18 protein-coding genes are annotated in these 19545 nt (G+C 41.6%); 12 read left to right on the forward strand and 6 right to left on the reverse strand.

Features of this window, described 5'->3' with window-relative positions:
• Positions 1 to 15: 15 nt before the first annotated feature.
• Positions 16 to 909, reverse strand: a complete 894-nt coding sequence (locus tag GPM24_RS16420; protein WP_158828127.1) for a TraB/GumN family protein — start codon at positions 907 to 909, stop codon at positions 16 to 18.
• Between the two features lie 116 nt (positions 910 to 1025).
• Here GPM24_RS16420 and GPM24_RS16425 point away from each other — a divergent pair, with 116 nt between their 5' ends.
• The 7 genes from GPM24_RS16425 (at position 1026) to arsB (ending at position 5920) form a co-directional block, all read left to right on the forward strand.
• Complete coding sequence (locus tag GPM24_RS16425) at positions 1026 to 1298, forward strand: hypothetical protein (protein ID WP_158828129.1); 273 nt, start codon at positions 1026 to 1028, stop codon at positions 1296 to 1298.
• Complete coding sequence (locus GPM24_RS16430; RefSeq protein ID WP_158828132.1) at positions 1295 to 2056, forward strand: MBL fold metallo-hydrolase; 762 nt, start codon at positions 1295 to 1297, stop codon at positions 2054 to 2056. The genes GPM24_RS16425 and GPM24_RS16430 overlap by 4 nt, the downstream gene beginning before the upstream one ends.
• 57 nt (positions 2057 to 2113) lie before the next feature.
• Positions 2114 to 3418 carry a flavin monoamine oxidase family protein gene (locus GPM24_RS16435; protein WP_158828134.1) on the forward strand — a complete coding sequence of 435 codons (1305 nt, stop codon included), beginning with the start codon at positions 2114 to 2116 and terminating at the stop codon, positions 3416 to 3418.
• A gap of 61 nt (positions 3419 to 3479) precedes the next feature.
• Positions 3480 to 3809, forward strand: a complete 330-nt coding sequence (locus tag GPM24_RS16440) for an ArsR/SmtB family transcription factor (protein ID WP_158828136.1) — start codon at positions 3480 to 3482, stop codon at positions 3807 to 3809.
• Positions 3810 to 3871: 62 nt separating this feature from the next.
• Positions 3872 to 4414, forward strand: coding sequence for a DUF6428 family protein (locus GPM24_RS16445; protein WP_233268883.1), 543 nt, complete (start codon positions 3872 to 3874; stop codon positions 4412 to 4414).
• 16 nt (positions 4415 to 4430) lie between these two features.
• Positions 4431 to 4853 carry an arsenate reductase ArsC gene (locus GPM24_RS16450; protein WP_158828641.1) on the forward strand — a complete coding sequence of 141 codons (423 nt, stop codon included), beginning with the start codon at positions 4431 to 4433 and terminating at the stop codon, positions 4851 to 4853.
• The gene (arsB, locus tag GPM24_RS16455; RefSeq protein WP_158828140.1) at positions 4850 to 5920 is read left to right on the forward strand and encodes an ACR3 family arsenite efflux transporter; all 1071 of its coding nucleotides are present in this window, start codon (positions 4850 to 4852) and stop codon (positions 5918 to 5920) included. Before GPM24_RS16450 ends, arsB begins: the two co-directional genes overlap by 4 nt.
• A gap of 44 nt (positions 5921 to 5964) precedes the next feature.
• Here the strand turns inward: arsB and GPM24_RS16460 are convergent, their stop codons facing one another.
• The gene (locus tag GPM24_RS16460; protein ID WP_158828142.1) at positions 5965 to 6897 is read right to left on the reverse strand and encodes a LysR family transcriptional regulator; all 933 of its coding nucleotides are present in this window, start codon (positions 6895 to 6897) and stop codon (positions 5965 to 5967) included.
• A 90-nt stretch (positions 6898 to 6987) separates the two neighbouring features.
• Between GPM24_RS16460 and GPM24_RS16465 the strand changes: the two genes are divergently transcribed.
• From GPM24_RS16465 to GPM24_RS16475, 3 genes are all read left to right on the forward strand, one after another.
• Positions 6988 to 8400 carry a TolC family protein gene (locus tag GPM24_RS16465; RefSeq protein WP_158828144.1) on the forward strand — a complete coding sequence of 471 codons (1413 nt, stop codon included), beginning with the start codon at positions 6988 to 6990 and terminating at the stop codon, positions 8398 to 8400.
• A gap of 29 nt (positions 8401 to 8429) precedes the next feature.
• Complete coding sequence (locus GPM24_RS16470; protein ID WP_158828146.1) at positions 8430 to 11696, forward strand: efflux RND transporter permease subunit; 3267 nt, start codon at positions 8430 to 8432, stop codon at positions 11694 to 11696.
• A gap of 61 nt (positions 11697 to 11757) precedes the next feature.
• Positions 11758 to 12918: an efflux RND transporter periplasmic adaptor subunit gene (locus GPM24_RS16475; RefSeq protein WP_158828148.1), complete on the forward strand. Its 1161-nt coding sequence runs from the start codon at positions 11758 to 11760 to the stop codon at positions 12916 to 12918.
• Positions 12919 to 13050: 132 nt separating this feature from the next.
• Here GPM24_RS16475 and GPM24_RS16480 read toward each other — a convergent pair whose 3' ends face one another.
• The 4 genes from GPM24_RS16480 to rpsA all read right to left on the reverse strand — a co-directional run bounded on the left by GPM24_RS16480 (position 13051) and on the right by rpsA (position 17010).
• Positions 13051 to 13332 carry a hypothetical protein gene (locus tag GPM24_RS16480; RefSeq protein WP_158828150.1) on the reverse strand — a complete coding sequence of 94 codons (282 nt, stop codon included), beginning with the start codon at positions 13330 to 13332 and terminating at the stop codon, positions 13051 to 13053.
• An 11-nt stretch (positions 13333 to 13343) separates the two neighbouring features.
• Positions 13344 to 14267: an aspartate carbamoyltransferase catalytic subunit gene (locus tag GPM24_RS16485; RefSeq protein WP_158828152.1), complete on the reverse strand. Its 924-nt coding sequence runs from the start codon at positions 14265 to 14267 to the stop codon at positions 13344 to 13346.
• A 72-nt stretch (positions 14268 to 14339) separates the two neighbouring features.
• Positions 14340 to 14882 carry a bifunctional pyr operon transcriptional regulator/uracil phosphoribosyltransferase PyrR gene (gene pyrR, locus GPM24_RS16490; protein ID WP_158828642.1) on the reverse strand — a complete coding sequence of 181 codons (543 nt, stop codon included), beginning with the start codon at positions 14880 to 14882 and terminating at the stop codon, positions 14340 to 14342.
• 181 nt (positions 14883 to 15063) lie between these two features.
• Positions 15064 to 17010 (reverse strand): 30S ribosomal protein S1, encoded by a 1947-nt coding sequence (rpsA, locus tag GPM24_RS16495; protein ID WP_158828154.1) that lies wholly within the window; start codon positions 17008 to 17010, stop codon positions 15064 to 15066.
• A gap of 303 nt (positions 17011 to 17313) precedes the next feature.
• Between rpsA and GPM24_RS16500 the strand changes: the two genes are divergently transcribed.
• A complete protein-coding gene (locus tag GPM24_RS16500; protein WP_158828156.1) occupies positions 17314 to 18576 on the forward strand; it encodes an MFS transporter in 1263 nt (420 codons plus the stop codon).
• Positions 18577 to 19133: 557 nt separating this feature from the next.
• On the forward strand, positions 19134 to 19514 hold the full coding sequence (locus tag GPM24_RS16505) for a PH domain-containing protein (RefSeq protein ID WP_158828158.1): 381 nt from the start codon (positions 19134 to 19136) through the stop codon (positions 19512 to 19514).
• Positions 19515 to 19545: the final 31 nt, after the last annotated feature.

The following is a 19545-nucleotide window of genomic DNA, read 5'->3' on the forward strand; positions in this document are numbered from 1 at the left end:
ATAATAAACCACCTATTACTTTAAGGCCGCTGTTGTGAAAGTAAATGGAACCGGTTGTAGCGTATACCCCTTTTTGCGTAACAAAGCAATTAAACCAGTTTTGCCACCTAAGTGGCCGCCGCCTACTGCAATGAATGTACTGGTTTTGCCAAGCAAGTTTTCTATTCTATTAGCCATTACTATATTGCGTTTAACCAATAACGCTTCATTAAAACTAGGGTCTAACGGCATATTTTCACTTAAATCTTCCATCAGGTGTTCAACGTCTTGTTTTACATATACTTTAGTCAGGTTTTGTATAATAGCCGTTGGTGATTGATAATCCTTCAGCATATCTTTTAACATTTGTACTTGAGTGGATATGGCTATGGCATCAATGGCTTGCAACTGTTCGGCAACAGTTTCTAATCCGCCAACCGAATCTTTTAAGCTAACCGCCCTTTTATACATTTCCATATCTATGGAAGTGGTACGTCCGTCATTCATCAAAAACGATGTGATAAAAATGGGCTTAACACGGTAAACGTTATCGCCCAGCAATTGTAGGGTTGCCGAGGTTTTAATCAGTCGCTGTAATTTGCTTAAAGACGAAGTGTCTAATAATTTATCTATCCTTTGTGTTGAGTCGGTGATGAAAATTTTACTCATCATTTCCATCGGGTTTATTTTACCAAAGTCCAGTTCAAAATAAACCTGACGTGTTTGTGCCAGTTTAGCAAATACGGGTTGCGGTAGTTTGTACAGGGTGGTATCAAACAGATGCACCGTTCCAAACAGGTAAGTCGGCTGTTTAATATTTTTGCCTTTAATTTGCCATAGCAAGCTTTTTTGCTGTGTTTGTGCATGGGTTAAAGTTGCAAATTGCGTTAACCCGATTATTAGCAATGCCAGTAGTTTATAAAATTTCATGCTATGTTTTTTGTTATCATATAAACATGCTAAAATGTTGCTTGTTACGCAAGGCGTGAATGCGTTTTTATATTATTTAGTGTGATTAATGTTGGCTTTTACTATTTTTGGTATCCATGTTACCCATAACCAACCATTCGCTCGAGAAACTGGAAAGTTTGCTGAAAACATCGGGTTATAAAGTGCGTTATGAAAAAGGCAACTTTAAAACCGGTGCTTGCCTGTTGCAAAACAGCCGCATGATTGTGGTCAATAAGTTTTCGAACTTAGAAAGCAAGATTCAGGCTGTAATTGAATTAATCAGGCAATTGGAAATGGATTACAAACAATTAGACGATAAACAGCTGGCCTTTTTGCAGCAAATTAAACAAACCGAACTGCAGCTGTGACCATAACATTTTTAGGAACCGGAACGTCGCAGGGTGTGCCTGTTATAGCCTGCGGCTGCGAAGTATGTACATCAACCGACAGGCACGATAAACGCTTACGTACTTCTGTGCTTATCGAGTCGGACGGAACTACGGTAGTGATTGATAGTGGGCCGGATTTTCGTTACCAGATGCTACGTGAAGGAGTGAAGTATCTGGATGCTGTTGTTTTTACTCATGAGCATAAAGACCATACGGCAGGATTGGACGATATTCGTGCCTTCAACTTCTTTCAGGGAAAGGCTATGGACGTATATGCAGTGCCACGCGTACAAGAATCACTTAAGCGGGAATTTGCCTACATATTTGCTGAGTATAAGTACCCCGGTATACCCGAGCTGAACTTGCATAGCATCGGTTTAAAGCCTTTTGATATCGGGTCTTTACATTTGATTCCATTAGAGGTACTGCATTATAAACTGCCGGTTCTTGGCTTCCGCGTTAATGACTTTACTTATATTACCGACGCTAAAACCATCAGTAATTCCGAAAAGGAAAAAATCAAGGGGAGTAAGGTGTTGGTTATTAATGCGCTTCAAAAGGAGCCACACATCTCTCATTTTACTTTACATGAAGCCATTGCCTTCGCTCAGGAAATTGGTGCTGAGATAACATATTTAACGCACATCAGTCACCGCTTGGGTAAGCATGCTGACGTATCAAAAGAATTACCGCCAAATGTTCAACTGGCGTACGATGGATTGAAAATAGAAGTTTAAGATAAAACTAACTTTTCATACCATCCCGATAATTCCTACCTTGCACTATCTACTCTTATGGAAAAATCAGACGTAATCGTTATTGGTGCCGGTGCATCCGGATTGATGGCGGCTTATTCTTTGGCACAGGCTGGTAAAAAGGTTACTGTATTAGAGGCATGTAACCGTACTGGCGGGCGTATCTACACATTGGGTGATACCTTGTTTTTTAAACACGCTGAATTGGGTGCTGAATTTGTACATGGTAACTTACCGGTAACACTTAATCTGTTACAAAAAGCCGGTATTAGCTACAGCGCTATAAGCGGCGATATGTGGCAATACCGCAACGGAACATTTACAAAAGATGCCGGTATGATTGAAGGCTGGGATCTGCTGATGAAGAAGTTGAATTCTGTAAAAGAAGATACAACGCTAGATGATTTTCTTGATACTCATTTTTACGATATGAAGTATGAAGACCTGAAAGATTCTGTACGTCGTTATGCTGCCGGTTATGATACCAGCGACACATCTCGGGTTAGTGTGTTGGCGTTACGGCGCGAATGGCAGGGAGAAGATGAGGAACATCAATACAGGATAGAAGGCGGTTACTGTGCAATGATACAGTACTTGGTTGCCGAAATTAAAAACTCTGGTGGCGAAATATTTTTAAATCAGCCGGTTAAAGAAATTCAATGGCAGCACAATGATGTAAGCATAATTACTGCTGACCGTAATATTTATAAAGCTGAACAAGTAGTTGTAGCGCTTCCGTTAGGTGTGCTGCAAGCGTCACCGGATGATAGCGGAGCGCTCTCCTTTACGCCACCTGTTAAAGAACAAACGCAGGCATTGCAAAAAATGGGATTTGGCGCTATCATTAAAGTATTGCTTCAATTTGATAACTTGTTTTGGGAGGACGAAGTAACCGAAGAACTGGTTGGCAAAAGTTTGAAGGATATGTTGTTTTTGTTTTCGGACGAACAAATACCCACCTGGTGGACACAGGCACCGGCTCATGTACCATTGCTTACTGGCTGGTTGGGCGGTGCACCTGCTAACAAATGGCGGAACAAACCGGAAACCGAAATATTGGATGAGGCATTACAGTCGCTCAGCAATATTTTTAACCGTAGTGTCGATGCTTTAAAAGAACAGTTGGTAGCGTGGCACGTTGCCAATTGGACTGCCGAGCCCTACACCCGCGGCTCATATGCGTATGATACGGTAGATACAGTAGAGTCGCTCAAAGTACTAACTAAACCCATCGAAAATACCGTATTTTTTGCCGGCGAATACATGTACACCGGCCCGGCTATGGGTACGGTTGAAGCCGCGTTAACCAGTGGGCAGGATGTAGCCGAACAAATGTTGAAGTAGCATTGGTTTAATCAAATAGTCGATTTTATTTTATAAATATTAATCGTAATATTGCGATATAATGGGTGCCACTAAAACAGAAATATTTACAGAAGAGCAAAACCACTTGGCTAGTATGCTTAAAGCAATGGCTCATCCGGCGCGGATAGCCATTTTACAGCATTTGATGGCTGCCAATGCTTGTATTTGTGGCGACCTGGTAGAAGAGCTAGGTTTAGCACAAGCGACTATCTCTCAGCATCTTAAAGAACTTAAAAACGCAGGATTAATTCAGGGCACTATAGAAGGCGTAAGCGTATGTTATTGCATCGAACCCAATACATGGGCTGCATTGCAAAATCAGCTAGGCGCGTTTTTTAGCTCTTATAAAGGCAGCAATACCTGTTGTTAAAAATTTTTGTTACTATCTATCGTAATATTACAATTAAAAGGAAAAATTAAATGGATAATCAAATGAATTGGCAATACTTCAAGCAACAATTGCTGAATGAGCCGGAGCGGCATCTGCAATTTCAATATGCAAAGGATAAACTGGTGAATGCATCATACCACCTCACGGAAATTAAGCAGGCTCCTATTACGTCGGTAGATTGTGGCGGCAAATTAAATACCTGGACGGAGGTTATACTGCAACTTTGGGAACCACCTCAACTAGAAGCTGAACGGTCCATGAACGTGAGTAAGGCGCTATCTATCATCGAAATTGTAGAAAACGTAATGCCTATTGAACCAATGGCCATTGTTAAAATAGAATTTGGTAACGATGAGTTTGCAACACGGCAGATGCTGCCGACCCAGATATTAATTCAGGGAGACAATTTGATTGTCGATCTGCAAGCAGATGTTACACAGTGCAAAGCCATAAGCAGAGGGGAAAGCTGCGGTACTACTACCAACGGTGATGAGTGCTGCACACCTACAAAACCTGTAATTCAACTTGTTAATCTGGTAAAGGCAAATGCGGACTGTTGTACACCTGGATCAGGATGCTGTTAGTTTAAAAGAATAAATGATGAAAAACATATTAGTACTGTGTACCGGCAACAGTTGCCGCAGCCAAATTGCCGAGGGGTATTTAAAACACTATGCCAATGGAAAGGCAAATATCTACAGCGCCGGTGTGGAAACACATGGGGTAAATCCAAAAGCCATTCAAACTATGGCCGAGGACGGTATTGATATTTCGGCTCATACATCTAATAACGTTGATGAATACAGTAACATTCCGTTTGATTACGTTATTACGGTTTGTGATAATGCCAAAGAACGTTGCCCGTTTTTTCCGACACAGGCTCAGCGTTTCCATCACAATTTTCCTGACCCGGCCAAAGCAACCGGCAGCGATGAAGAAGTGATGCAAGAGTTTAGAAAAGTGCGCGAGATGGTTAAGACGTACTGCAGAGAATTTATTGAAAGTAACGTTGTTAAATTATGAGTATCAATGATTGTTCACCGGCAGCCAATCGTAAACGACTAAGCTTTTTAGACCGTTACTTAACCTTGTGGATATTTGCTGCCATGGCATTGGGGGTTGCATTAGGTAATTTTGTACCAGCATTGCCTAATATCATAAATAGTTACTCGAGTGGTACTACCAATGTGCCTTTAGCGATAGGGTTGATATTGATGATGTATCCGCCGCTTGCCAAAGTTAGGTATGAGGCGTTAGGAGAGGTTTTTAAAAATGTAAAAGTGTTAAGTGCTTCACTATTGCTCAACTGGGTTATTGGGCCGTTGCTAATGTTTTTACTTGCGGTAGTGTTTATTCACAACCATCCGTCTTATATGGTGGGTCTTATATTAATTGGTATTGCACGTTGTATAGCAATGGTTATTGTTTGGAACGAGTTGGCCGATGGCAACCGTGAGTATGCTGCTGGGCTGGTAGCTTTGAACAGTGTTTTTCAGGTATTGTTGTATAGCTTTTATGCCTGGTTATTTATTACCGTGTTGCTGCCTTTATTTGGAATGCCTGGTTTGGCGGTAAATATATCCATAGGGCAAATTGCACAATCGGTAGCCATATACTTGGGCATTCCATTCGTTGCTGGTGTGTTATCGCGATTTGTGTTCATCAGAGCAAAAGGGCAGGAGTGGTTTCAGCAAAAGTTCATTCCGCTGGTATCGCCGGTTACTTTAATTGCGCTGCTTTTTACTATTGTAATTATGTTTAGCCTAAAAGGACAGCTTATTGTACACATACCGCTGGATGTAATACGCATAGCAGTTCCATTGGTTATTTATTTTGCCATCATGTTTGCCATCAGTTTTGCCATAGGTAAATATTTAGGTGCCGATTATTCAAAAAATGCTGCCATTGCCTTTACTGCGGCAGGCAATAATTTTGAATTGGCTATTGCTGTGGCAATAGGTGTATTTGGTATCAATTCGGGCGAGGCGTTTGCAGGCGTAATAGGTCCGCTGGTTGAAGTACCAGCACTAATAGGGCTTGTGAACGTGGCTTTTTGGTTGCGCAACAGATATTACAAAACTTCATCGTAATGATTAATGCACAACCCTTTTACTGTTTTATTACACCATCGTTATTAAACAGCATTAGCTGTATTTCGGGCGCTTTCTTCCGTCAGCTTTCCTGCAAAGTGTAGTTTTAAACAATGTAAAAAGTTTTGTATGGCAGGTGTTTGACGGCAAGTGGCTGCATACCAAGTCCGTTGACTAATAGCCTCGGGTAATGATAAGGTGACCAAATCTGTGCCGTTTAAATAAGGTTTTACAATCCAATCAGCCATTACGGTTATGCCTAATCCAGCCTTAACCATTTCCATAATGGCGTCAGTATAATGTATGCGGTGCAGGCTTTTCAAATTTACCTGATGCTGTTGAATTAAACTTTCAAACAATGGCGTATCCTGATAAGAAGGATCATATAAAGGCAAAATCAGCTCTTCATTTTCAAAGTCGGTAATACTAACCTTTTCTTTCTTAGCCAACCGATGGTCGATTGGTGTTACCAATGCTAAGCGGTCATCAAAAATAGGCTCATACTTAATCTTCGTGTTCACCATTTGTGTACGAACAATGGCGATATCCAAATCGCCACGCAACAAATACTCCAGCGGGCGGCGTGTAGCGTCAGATACGATATCGATATTTACATCAGGCCAACTGGTTTTATAATGTTTAATGATGCTAGGCAGCCAATGATAAGCCGTATAACATTGCACACTAATATTAAGCTTACCCGTTTTACCGTTTTTAAAATTTTGTATATCCTCTTCTAACAGCTTGATTTCCGTCAAAATCCTTTCGGCACTCTTCAAAAATCTAAAGCCCTCGTCAGACAAGTGTAAACGTTTGCCTTGCCGGTGAAATATCTCGACGTCCAAAGCGCCCTCTAACTCTTTTAATTGATGGCTTAAAGCCGACTGCGTTAAGTGTAAAGAAGTGGCTGCTTTGGTTAACGTACCTTCTTTAAATATAGTGTCCACTAACTTAAAGTGGTGTAGTGCAACATTCATATTACAAATATTAATAAACAATACAAAATTAATTCATTTTATTCATATAGGGCTTACCTTTACTTTTGTAAGTGTTAAAAAATATGCCGAATGTTTAATAGAATAACAATTTCTGCGATTTTTGCCTTTGGTGCTTCCGTGGTTACTGCATCATCAGCCTTTTCACAAATTCAATCTTTAGGCATGAAAGATGCCATCAGGTTAGGATTAGAAAACTACCCCACCATACAAGCAAGGCAAAATCAGCTTAAAGCATCGCAATCGTACTTAAAAGAAACGAAAACAGAATACCTGCCCGATTGGAATTTTTCGGCCCAGCAGGATTATGGTACCGTTAATGGTCAAAATGGTCCACTGTTCGGCTATCGTGGTTTGTCAGTAGCCTCTTCAGGACCGGCGCAACCCACTCAAAATTGGAATGCCGCTTTTGGTGCCTTGTACCTCACCAACGTTAATTGGGACTTTTTCACCTTTGGTCGTGCACTTGAAAAAATCAAGGTGCAGCAAAATGTTGTAAATCGTGACAAAGCCGATTTAGGTCAACAGCAATTTCAGCATGAAGTACGCGTGGCATCCGCTTACCTAAATTTGCTTGCGGCGCAACGCCTTGTAAAAGTACAGGGAGATAATTTAAACCGTACGCTTGAAATTCGTAGAGTGGTTGTAGCTCGCGTAAGCAATGGGTTAAATCCGGGGGTAGATTCATCATTGGCAAATGCTGAAGTATCAAATGCCCGCATACAACTTACCAATGCCCAGCAAAATGAGCAGGAGCAGGTAAACCAGCTTTCACAGTACTTGGGGTTACCTACTCCGCCACCCGATTTTTTACTGGATAGTGCCTTTATCGTTAAAAATCCGACTAATCCCGATCCTGCTTCCAAAATAAATCTGGATAATCACCCGATATTGCAATTTTACCGAAACCGTGTAAACGTTAGTAACGAGCAGGCTAAATATTTGAAAACGTTCGCTTATCCTACATTCAGCTTATTTGGTGTGTTTCAGGGCAGGGGCTCCGGGTTTCAATCAGCTGTGCAAAATGAGCCATTGGCATATACCAGCAGTTACAGTAGGGGCATTGATCCAACCCGATATAATTACTTGGTGGGTATAGCTACCGTATGGAATTTCACGAGCCTGTTTCGTACCAAGTACCAGGTACAGTCTCAAAAGTTCACGTCGTTGCAGTATCAGGATGAGTACAACCAGGTAAGCCAGCAATTGCAGAACCAGCAGGCTTTGGCTGAAACGCGTATTAATAATGCTATACGGAATTCGGTTGAAGCACCGCAGCAAATTAAAGCCGCTAATGACGCTTATGTTCAAAAAACGACGTTGTACCGCAATGGCTTAGCCAACATTACCGACCTGCAACAGGCTTTGTTTACGCTGTATCGTGCCGAAACGAACAACTATATAGCATACAACAACGTTTGGCAGGCGCTGCTTTTTAAAGCGGCATCAACCGGCGATTTCGATTTGTTTATCAATAACTTTTAACGGTTAAACCCTCATACAATCTATTATAAATGGGATTAATAAAATTCGCGTTACGCAAGCCCATCAGTATTTTAGTGCTGGTAGCTGGTTTGTTTTTCTTTGGTCTTAACGCTATCCGAAGCATCAAGATCGATATCTTTCCCGACCTGAACCTGCCGGTTATTTACATATCGCACCCATATGGCGGTTATACTCCAAGCCAAATGGAGTCTTACTTTGGTAAGCAGTATGTAAACCTACTGCTATATGTGTCGGGTGTAAAAAGCATTGAAACCCGCAATATACAAGGTTTAACCTTAATTAAATTAACGTTTTACGAGGGTACTAATATGGCCCAGGCCGCTGCGGAGGTAACGGGCTATACCAACAGGGCGCAGGCCATCTTTCCGCCTGGTACACAGCCGCCGTTTATTTTGCGGTTTGATGCCTCAACACTACCGATAGGGCAGCTGGTGCTAAGCAGTCCTAAACGGAGCAACAATGAGTTGCTTGATTTAGCCAACGTTTATGTACGTTCGTCATTTACTTCTGTTCCTGGTTTGGTATCTCCTGCGCCGTTTGGTGGTAACACCCGTACGGTGGTTATTAAGGTAGACCCGCAACTACTACGTTCGCACAACTTGACGCCCGATCAAATTGTAACCGCCCTGCGCGAAAATAACCAGAACTCACCGGCAGGTAACGTACGTATTGGCGACTATAATTACCTGACACCAAGTAATACCTCTATTAAAACTATTCCCGATTTTGGCAATATACCATTATACCGCAACGGCGTGCAAACCCTGTTTCTACGTGATGTGGCTACGGTAGAAGATGGCGCGGATATTACCAGCAGTTATGCCTTGGTAAATGGCAAGCGTTCTGTGTATCTGCCTATTACCAAATCAGCAGATGCCTCGACTTGGGAAGTAGTTCAAAACCTAAAGAAGGCCATACCACGATTTCAAAGTTTATTACCCGAAGACGTAAAGCTTTCGTATGAGTTTGACCAATCGGTTTACGTAATTAATGCGGTAAAAAGCTTGGCCGAAGAAGGTGCTATTGGTGCAGTGCTTACCGGTTTAATGGTATTGCTATTCTTGGGCGACCGCCGTGGCGCGCTGATTGTAATTCTTACCATACCGGCCTCCATTGTATCCGGCATCTTATTTCTGTCGCTGTTTCATCAAACCATCAACATCATGACACTAAGCGGTCTGTCGCTGGCTATCGGTATTTTGGTTGATGAATCGACGGTGACCATCGAAAATATTCACCAGCATTTTGATATGGGTAAACCCAAGGCTTTGGCTATCTGGGACGCCTGTAAGGAAATTGCTTTTCCTAAATTGCTGATTTTGTTTTGTATTCTGGCAGTGTTTGCACCAGCCTTTACCATGACCGGTATTCCGGGAGCACTATTTTTGCCGCTGGCACTGGCTATCGGGTTTTCCATGATTACCTCTTATTTTCTGGCACAAACCTTCGTGCCCATTATGGCCAACTGGCTGATGGTAAACAAGCACGAGAAAAAGAATTTTACGCTGGAGGATGAGGGTACTGAAGAAGAAGAAAAAGAGGAATTGATAAAACATGCCACCGAAGGCGGTCATGGTGAAAAGCAGACCAAGTTCGATCGCTTTCGTTTGGGCTTTATGCGTTTGATGGACAAAATGCTGCCACGGCGTAAGTTTATCGTAATTTTGTACGCAGTAGGCTCAATTGCATTGGCCGCTCTTTTGTTTCTTACCATTGGACGTGATGTATTGCCTAAAGTAAATTCGGGAACCTTCCAGGTTAGGCTTCGTGCACCAGATGGTACGCGTTTGGAGCGTACAGAATCTATTACTGTTAAAGCACTAAAGGTGTTAGGCGATATGGTAGGTAAAGATAAAATTGCAGTAACGTCAGCCTTCGTTGGTTCTCATCCGTCGCAATTTTCCACCAGTCCAATTTATTTGTTTATGGCTGGTCCGCAGGAGGCGGTTATGCAGGTAAACCTGACGGAAGATTTTAAAGGTAATCTTGACGATTTGAAAGAAGATTTCAGAATTAGAATGCGCAAAGCTTTGCCTAACGTTAAGCTGTCTTTTGAGCCGATTGAATTAACCGATAAAATTTTGAGCCAGGGATCGCCTACACCAATAGAAATAGCTATATCTGGTAAAAATAAAAAGCAAAATGTAGTTTATGCCTTTAAGGTACTTGAAAAGTTAAAGAAGATAGATTACCTACGCGATGCACAGATAGCCCAATCATTCCGTTACCCTGCGGTAAATATTTATATTGACAGGGTGCGTGCAGCGCAACTGGGCGTTGGCTTGAGTGATATTTCTCGTTCGCTTACGGCATCTACATCATCATCACGCTTTACTGAAAAGAACGTTTGGCTGGATGAAAAAGTTGGCCTGAGTTATAGTGTGCAAGTACAAGTGCCCGAATATCAAATGGCAAGTGTAAACGATATCAAAGAAATTCCAATTACAGCTAATCAGCGCCGCCCCGTGCTAGGCGACGTTGCAGATGTTAAGGTAGATACCACCTATGGGGAAAACGATAATATCGGTGCCATCCCAACTATTTCAGTAACAGCTAACCTGCACAAAAAAGATTTGGGTACGGCAACTGATGATGTAAGAGAAGCCATCAAATCGTTAGGTGAATTGCCGAGGGGCTTAACTATTGAGCCACGTGGCTTGGGCCAAACGCTAACCGATACTTTAGGTAGCTTACAATCTGGATTGATGATCGCCATTTTGGTGATATACCTCATGCTGGCGGCTAACTTCCAATCATTTAAAATGTCGTTTGTGGTATTATCAACTGTTCCGGCCGTAATTTTTGGTTCGCTGTTATTAGTAATGGCAACCGGTGCTACGCTCAACCTGCAATCGTATATGGGTATGATCATGTCAGTAGGTGTGTCTATCTCTAATGCGGTGCTGTTAATAACCAATGCCGAAGAATTGCGTAAATTCAACGGAGATGCATTAAAATCTGCCCGCGAGGCCGTTGCACTGCGTTTGCGTCCAATTTTAATGACCAGTTTAGCCATGATTGTAGGTATGATTCCAATGGCATCTGGTTTAGGTGAAGGTGGCGATCAAACGTCACCGCTGGGCCGTGCAGTAATCGGCGGACTGTTGTTTTCCACTTTTGCATCCCTGCTTATATTGCCGCTGGTGTTTGCATGGGTACAAGGTAATACTACCACACAATCCGTGTCACTCGACCCAGAAGATGAGGAAAGCAAATACTTTGTACCGGCACATCATGGTTCAACCGCAAAAGCACTGCAACCAGCCGGAAATTAATTTGAAAGGATAATCACTAACAAGAAAGAATTCACTCAACGAACAATAATTAAACAAGAAGATGAAAATTCTGAACCCTACATATATCTGTTCTGTGTTCCTGGCTGCAGCCACGCTGAGCCTGTCGGCCTGCCATTCAGATGAAAAAGAAAAGGCGGAGCGGCAAGAGGCTCAGCGCCAGCAGCAGGATATTGAAGTGCCGCCTGTTGAGGCGGTTACCTTAACTAAAGGCAAGCTATCATCAAGCCTGCAAGTACCTGGCGAATTAATGCCATATCAGCAAGTAAGCTTATATGCCAAAGTAAACAGTTATGTAAAGCAATACGTGGTAGACGTAGGTTCGGAGGTGCACAAAGGCCAGTTGCTTATACAACTGGAGGCACCCGAAATGAATTCGCAGCTAAATTCAGCTAAGGCACGTATTCGCCAGCAAGAGGCCATCTATCTGGCCAGCAAAGCTACTTATGACCGCCTATTCAACACTGCTAAAACACCGGGTACAATTGCCCAAAACGATTTGGAACAAGCTGATGCCCGACGCAAGGCTGATTTAGCAAATATGGAGGCGGCTAAATCGGCTTATCAGGAAGTAGCGTCAAACCTGGCTTATCTGCAAATACGCGCGCCGTTTGACGGCGTGGTTTCTGAACGTAACGCTAGTTTGGGTGCATATGTTGGTCCGGCAGGGCAGGGGTCGGCTACGCCGTTACTGGTTATTCAGCAGCAACGTAAGTTGCGTTTGGTAATTTCGGTTCCCGAGGTAAATACGGGTGGTTTAAGCAATCGCGAGTCTGTGAACTTTACCGTCAGAGCTTTACCAAACCAAAACTTTACCGCCCGCATTAAACGCTTGGCCGGTGCCTTAGATCCGCGCCTGCGTTCAGAACGTTTAGAAATGGACGTTGATAACAGCACTAAAAAGTTACTGCCCGGCATGTATGCCGAGGTTAATGTACCTATGCAGTCAAAAGACAGCACGTTTGTTATTCCAACAACCGCGTTGGTACAATCTACGGAAAAAGTATTTGTTATTCGCATTGATGCCAATCACCATGCGCAATGGGTAGATGTGCAAAAAGGTTTGCAAGGAAAGGATGGCGTCGAAATATATGGTAAAGGCCTGAACCCAGGCGACAAGTTGGTTAAAACAGCTACCGACGAAATCAGAGACGGTCAGCCGGTAAAAGAAACTCCTGCAAAAAAAGACGAAACGAAAATTTAAACGAATTGATTGTTTAATATTAAGCTAAAAAGGGAAGCTGCAAATAGCTTCCCTTTTTAGCTTAATATCGGTTGATAAGACTTTATAGAATAATTATAGCATCGTTTTACTCAATAGTGTGGGTATAGCTTCTTATAAGTTATTCATACCCTCTTGAAATATCCGCGCCTCAATAGTGCCAATAATATCGCCATTGATGTAAACACTGATGGCATTTTTAGTTTTGCTTAGTTGCAAACGACCTTTAAACAAGCGGCCATCACCGCCATATATAAAATCGAATAATGGGTTCAGGCTTTCCTTACGGCATACCAGTTCTTTGCCCAGCTGTTTAACAATCAGCCTTACCTTATTTGGTTTTTCTTTTTCAGGTTCAACTTTTAAGATATAATCATGATGCAATCTAAATTCCATACGGGGTGGTATTAATTTTGTCCGGCCAACAGATACAATACCGCCATACGCACGGCCACACCATTTTCTACCTGATCCAGGATAATGGATTGCTTGCTGTCGGCCACATCACTGGTAATTTCCACACCTCGATTAATAGGGCCAGGGTGCATAATGGTAATCTCTTTTTCCAGGTTATCTAGAATCTGTTTATTTAGCCCATACAACATGGTATACTCACGTAAAGACGGGAAGTACTTAATGTCCTGGCGTTCTAACTGGATGCGTAGCATATTAGCTACATCACACCAATTTAGTGCTTTAATTAAGTCGTGTTCTACCTTAACACCCAAAGAGCCAATGTATTTAGGAATCAATGTGGTGGGGCCGCATACCATCACTTCTGCACCCAGTTGTTTCAAGCAAAGGATGTTAGAAAGAGCTACACGTGAGTGCAATACATCGCCCACAATTACTACTTTTTTACCAGCTACATCACCATATTTTTCGCGAATGGAAAAGGCATCCAACAGCGCCTGGGTGGGGTGCTCATGTGCGCCATCGCCGGCGTTTACTATCTGAGACTTTACATGTTTTGACAAGAATACACCAGCACCTGCATACGGATGGCGCATTACTACCATGTCCACTTTCATGGCCAATATATTGTTCACCGTATCAATCAGTGTTTCGCCTTTGCTTACTGAGGATGAAGAGGCAGCAAAGTTTAGCGTATCTGCTGATAGACGGCGTTCGGCCAATTCAAAAGACAGGCGGGTTCGGGTAGAGTTTTCGAAGAAAATATTAGCAATAGTTACATCGCGCAATGATGGTACTTTTTTGATGGGGCGGTTAATAACAGATTTGAAGTTATCTGCCGTTTCAAAAATCAATTCAATATCATTGCGGTTTAAATCTTTAATCCCTAATAAGTGTCGTGTGCTTAGCCCTGCCATTTGTTATATTTCGGATATCGATTACTCGATTGCGTATTGTATTATGTTGATTAATTTGATTTAGGTAAAAGTTCAGACAGCTTCAGATAATAAAATAATCTTATCCTCGCCATCAGTTTCTTTCCAGCTTACTACCACCTTTTGCGATGCGATGGAGTCAACCTCAATACCGGTGTAATCGGCAGTAACGGGTATGTGGCGCGAATAGCGGCGGTCAACCAGCGTTAACAGCTCTACTTTGCCTGGTCGGCCAAAAGCCAACATCGCGTCCATAGCAGCACGTATAGTACGGCCGGTCCACAATACATCGTCCATTAGTATTACTTTTTTACCTTCAATAATGAAGTCGATTCGGGTTTGATTAGGCACCAGTGGTGTTTCGCGACGGCGGAAGTCATCACGGTAAAAGGTAATATCAAGGTCGCCTTGTAGTATCGGTTTATTTAATATCTGTCTAAGTTCTTCAGCTACACGGCGGGCCAGGTAAATGCCGCGGGGTTGTATGCCAATAATTACGGAATCCGAAAAATCGTTATGGTTTTCGATCAGCTGCCGGCAAAGGCGCTGTATAGTGATCTGAAATTTCTGACCGTCAAGCAACGTTAAGTTTTGCATCGTTTCGGTAGGTTTTGGCAAAGGTATAAAAAATATCATAACCGTGCCTGTCGTTTTGTAAACACTAGTTGGGCGAGTAGGCATTTTAGTTGGCAATGTGCTCATTTACAAAATGTTACGTAAACAAAAAAGCCCCGTACCGTTATGGTACAGGGCTTAAAAAGAGGAATTTATTTAATGACTATTTGTTTTCGTCGTTAGATTTGCGTGCTTTGTTTTCAGCACCTTCCATCTGCTCTTTCAGTTGAGCTAATACGCTCAAATCACCTAGGGTTGATTTTTCAACTGATTCTTTCACTTTTTTCACAGCACTGTTAGCAGCTTTTGCTTCTTTTTTGCGGTTTTCAAAGTCCTGAACTCTTGCTTCAGCACGTTGATCTTCCCAGATGCGTGAGTGAGAGATAACGATACGTTTGTTGTCTTTACCAAACTCAATGATTTTAAATTCAGCAGTTTCGTCAGCTTTTAACGATTTGCCGTCTTCTTTCACCAGGTGTTTAGTAGGCGCAAAGCCTTCAACACCGTAAGGTAACGCTACAACTGCACCTTTATCAGTTACTTTCAGGATAGTACCTTCATGAACTGAATCAACGGTGAAGATAGTTTCGAAAGTATCCCAAGGGTTTTCTTCCAGTTGTTTGTGACCTAAGCTCAGTTTGCGGTTTTCGATATCCAGCTCTAAAACAACCACGTTTAATTTTTCACCAACTTTGGTAAATTCATTAGGGTGGTTAACTTTTTTAGACCATGAAAGGTCAGAGATGTGGATCAAGCCGTCAATACCGTCTTCCAGTTCAACAAACACACCAAAGTTGGTCATGTTTTTAACGGTGGCTACGTGTTGTGTACCAACAGCGTATTTTTCGCCAGCGTTTTGCCATGGATCAGGCGTTAATTGTTTAATACCCAATGACATTTTGCGCTCTTCGCGATCTAAAGTTAAAACTTGTGCTTCAACTTCATCGCCAACTTTCAGGAATTCCTGAGGGTTGCGCAGGTTTTGTGACCATGACATTTCTGATACGTGGATCAAACCTTCAACACCAGGGGTTATTTCAAGGAATGCGCCATAATCAGCAACGGTAACAATTTTACCTTTAACGTGTGAACCTACTTGGATAGCCTCATCAAGGTTTTGCCAAGGGTGTGGTGTTAATTGTTTTAAGCCCAGAGCAATACGTTTTTTCTCGTCATCAAAGTCAAGCACAACAACGTTGATTTTTTGATCCAATGCCAATACTTCTTTCGGATGCTCGATACGGCCCCATGAAATGTCGGTAATGTGCAGTAAGCCGTCAACGCCACCCAAGTCGATGAATACACCGAAATCGGTAATGTTTTTAACGGTACCTTCCAGTACCTGACCTTTTTCAAGGCGTGCAACAATTTCAATTTTTTGGTTTTCCAAATCGTCTTCAATCAGCACTTTGTGTGATACCACTACGTTTTTAAACTCGTGGTTGATTTTAACAACTTTGAACTCCATAGTTTTGCCCACATAGATATCATAATCACGGATAGGTTTGATATCAATTTGTGAACCCGGTAAGAAGGCTTCAACGCCCATTATATCTACAATCAAACCACCTTTAGTACGGCTTTTCACAAAACCGGTGATGATCTCATCGTTAGTTAATGCATCATTAATGCGCTCCCATGATTTTTGAGTTTTAGCACGTTTGCGGGAAAGTACTAACTGACCGTTAACATCTTCCTGAGATTCTACAAACACGTCAACCTCGTCGCCGATTTTCAGATCAGGCGTATCACGGAATTCAGACAATGATACCATACCATCAGATTTAAAGCCGATGTTTAATACCACGTCTTTGTTATTGATGTTTACTACAGTACCAGTGATGATTTCGCCTTGGTTGATAGAACTGAAAGTGCCATCAATCATTGCTTCAAATTTCTCACGTTCAGCATCGCTGTAGTTGCCAAATTTTTTCTCGTCAGCGTCCCAGTCAAAGTCATTGCTGTTAGCTGCGATTTTAGATTTGATTTCATCAATAGAAATTGAATCAGCTTCTGACTCAATAGTTTCTTTTTCTGTTGATGCTGTAACTGTTCCCAGTTCAGCCTCTTTAGATTTTAATTCTTTTTCTGCTTCTTGTTTTTTTGCCATTAAATAAATTTTCTCCTTTTCCCAATACTATTGGGACTGCAAAGGTACGTAATTAATTTTAGTAAATAAAAATAAAAAGTTTGTTAATGGCTGATTGTGAAGTTGTTTTGTAAACTGTTAGCTGTACCTGCTTTGTTCTGATTTACAAATGACAAATAATATGCAATGAGTGCTGTCATACAATCGTTACCATAACGTACCTTTTGAGGTATCTATCTTTGTCTTTCATTCATCTGCAATGCTGCCTCGTAAGCATTTGCACATCATGGCAAACAGTTTAACTGTTAGCTGCTTAAATACATTATGGCGTCTTTTTCCGAAACATTCCGTTCATTAAAATATCATAATTACCGGCTTTATTTTGTAGGTCAGTCTATATCCTTAATAGGTACTTGGATGGAACGCATAGCCATCAACTGGTTGGTATACACCACTACGCACTCCGCGCTGATGCTGGGTATCGTTAACTTTGCAGGTCAAATTCCAACCCTATTGTTGTCGCCTTACGGCGGGGCTATTTCCGACAGGCATAATCGATATAAAATATTGCTTACCACGCAAATATCCGCCATGGTGCAGGCCAGTATTATGGCTACGCTAGTACTCACTCACACCTATAATATATATTGGATCATTGGGCTGAGCATTGTGCTGGGCATTATCAATGCCTTTGATACGCCGTCGCGCCAGTCGTTAATGATACGGTTAATTGAGGATAAGCGTGATTTACAAAACGCCATCGCCTTAAATTCTTCAATGGTAAATTTAGCACGTTTGCTGGGTCCGGCGGTTGCTGGTGTACTGCTTACTACCGTAGGCACAGGTATATGCTTTTTACTAAACGCCATCAGTTTTATAGCCGTGATTATTTCATTGCTGCTCATGAAGCTGCCAGCTATGGATGTTAAAAAAACTACCGAAAGCGTGTGGCAAAACTTACAGCAAGGATACGCTTATCTTCAAGAAACCACCAATCTGAAATTAATGATATTGCTGATGGCATGTACCAGTTTATGTGTGATGCCCTACAGTACCATGATGCCGGTATTTGCTAAGGATGTTTTTAAAGGCAATGCGGCTACTTATTCTGCATTAAATAGTGTATCTGGGCTTGGGTCGCTTGTTGGGGCTATTTATATGGCGGGTTTTAAAAGCACCAAAAATATACGTAAGGTTACGGTATATGCCTGCGGGTTGTTTGGTTTGGGGGTAGCAATATTTGCGTGGTGCAGTAATTTGTGGCTTGCATTGCTTTTTATAATGATGGCCGGGGCTGGTACCATGGTACAAATTGCCGGCACCAACACTTATGTACAAACCAATGTACGGGATGATATGCGCGGACGTGTTATTAGTTATTATGTTATGGCCTTTATGGGGATGCAACCGCTTGGTGCATTCTTGGTAGGGCTGGGGGCACACCACGCCAGTCCGCAATTAATTTTATTTATTGAAGGCATTTTAGGTTTAATCATCGCAATCGTATTTGGTGCGCTATTTAAAAGGGATGCCGAAAGAAGAATAAAAATATCAGAAAAAGAACCGGTGGCAGGATTGGAAAATTAGGTTTCTATACAAAAGTACGTTGTACTATACAGTCTAATGAAAATCGGTTCTTCAACTGAATTATCAATATTGAAAGCGTTTTAACTTAAGTTTAATAATTTGTTTAAAAGAAATTCAATTAACTGAAATTGTACTAAATTTTCTTTAAGAGGATAATTAGGTGTATGGTTTGTATATCTTTATGTACCAATTATAAACCACAATTACTTGTCAAATATAACAAAGGCAGGTAGTTGTTTTAACTAACCAATTAAGCGTTTAAAATATGAGAACGTGTATGTTATTTATCGAAACTTCTGCTATGTTGCTATGGGAGTACATGACTAATAAAGAACTAAACAAGCCTACGCAATAGTTAGCTTTAGTTACAAACAGTTTACAATAAAAGGTTGGTGCATGCGCCAACCTTTTATTGTATTTAGGCAAAACGTAAGTATGTCTATGCTGATGTTATTGCGGTTTGTTTATTTTTATAAATCATGACGGGTGTTGACAGGATATTTGCTTCATCTAACATTTATCCTACTTTTATAGCTTTAATTTAAACAAATCTTATCATGAGTCTTTTCTCAAAACTATTGGGTAATGCCGGTGTGGCTAATCCGCAGGAACTACAAAAAGATTACGCCTTTCTTTTATCCGACACCGAAACAATTGAAATTGGTTTTAAACTAATTCGTGATGTATTCATTTTTACAAACAAGCGCTTGATATTGGTTGACAAGCAGGGTATCACTGGTAGTAAAGTTGAATACTTGTCTGTAGGATACAAAAGCATTTCACGCTTCAGCATTGTTACCGCTGGTCATCTGGATTTGGATGCCGAGCTTAGGATCTGGATATCAAGTGAAGTGACACCAAGCATCGAAAAGAAGTTTAACAAGCAAGTAAACGTGTATGATTTACAGCGCATTTTGGCGCAGCACGTTTTAGGATAACATTTTTGCGGGTAGTTTATCTGTTATAGAA

It is taken from the genome of Mucilaginibacter lacusdianchii (assembly GCF_009770985.1).
Taxonomy (GTDB): Bacteria; Bacteroidota; Bacteroidia; order Sphingobacteriales; family Sphingobacteriaceae; genus Mucilaginibacter; species Mucilaginibacter lacusdianchii.

What these genes read in the sequence shown, in the direction of transcription:
- GPM24_RS16420 (WP_158828127.1), bottom strand. Translation starts at nt 909, where the DNA reads ATGAAATTTTATAAACTACTGGCATTGCTAATAATCGGGTTAACGCAA.
- GPM24_RS16425 (WP_158828129.1), top strand. Translation starts at nt 1,026, where the DNA reads ATGTTACCCATAACCAACCATTCGCTCGAGAAACTGGAAAGTTTGCTG.
- GPM24_RS16435 (WP_158828134.1), top strand. Translation starts at nt 2,114, where the DNA reads ATGGAAAAATCAGACGTAATCGTTATTGGTGCCGGTGCATCCGGATTG.
- GPM24_RS16440 (WP_158828136.1), top strand. Translation starts at nt 3,480, where the DNA reads ATGGGTGCCACTAAAACAGAAATATTTACAGAAGAGCAAAACCACTTG.
- GPM24_RS16445 (WP_233268883.1), top strand. Translation starts at nt 3,872, where the DNA reads ATGAATTGGCAATACTTCAAGCAACAATTGCTGAATGAGCCGGAGCGG.
- GPM24_RS16450 (WP_158828641.1), top strand. Translation starts at nt 4,431, where the DNA reads ATGAAAAACATATTAGTACTGTGTACCGGCAACAGTTGCCGCAGCCAA.
- arsB (WP_158828140.1), top strand. Translation starts at nt 4,850, where the DNA reads ATGAGTATCAATGATTGTTCACCGGCAGCCAATCGTAAACGACTAAGC.
- GPM24_RS16460 (WP_158828142.1), bottom strand. Translation starts at nt 6,897, where the DNA reads ATGAATGTTGCACTACACCACTTTAAGTTAGTGGACACTATATTTAAA.
- GPM24_RS16465 (WP_158828144.1), top strand. Translation starts at nt 6,988, where the DNA reads ATGTTTAATAGAATAACAATTTCTGCGATTTTTGCCTTTGGTGCTTCC.
- GPM24_RS16470 (WP_158828146.1), top strand. Translation starts at nt 8,430, where the DNA reads ATGGGATTAATAAAATTCGCGTTACGCAAGCCCATCAGTATTTTAGTG.
- GPM24_RS16475 (WP_158828148.1), top strand. Translation starts at nt 11,758, where the DNA reads ATGAAAATTCTGAACCCTACATATATCTGTTCTGTGTTCCTGGCTGCA.
- GPM24_RS16480 (WP_158828150.1), bottom strand. Translation starts at nt 13,332, where the DNA reads ATGGAATTTAGATTGCATCATGATTATATCTTAAAAGTTGAACCTGAA.
- GPM24_RS16485 (WP_158828152.1), bottom strand. Translation starts at nt 14,267, where the DNA reads ATGGCAGGGCTAAGCACACGACACTTATTAGGGATTAAAGATTTAAAC.
- pyrR (WP_158828642.1), bottom strand. Translation starts at nt 14,882, where the DNA reads ATGCAAAACTTAACGTTGCTTGACGGTCAGAAATTTCAGATCACTATA.
- rpsA (WP_158828154.1), bottom strand. Translation starts at nt 17,010, where the DNA reads ATGGCAAAAAAACAAGAAGCAGAAAAAGAATTAAAATCTAAAGAGGCT.
- GPM24_RS16500 (WP_158828156.1), top strand. Translation starts at nt 17,314, where the DNA reads ATGGCGTCTTTTTCCGAAACATTCCGTTCATTAAAATATCATAATTAC.
- GPM24_RS16505 (WP_158828158.1), top strand. Translation starts at nt 19,134, where the DNA reads ATGAGTCTTTTCTCAAAACTATTGGGTAATGCCGGTGTGGCTAATCCG.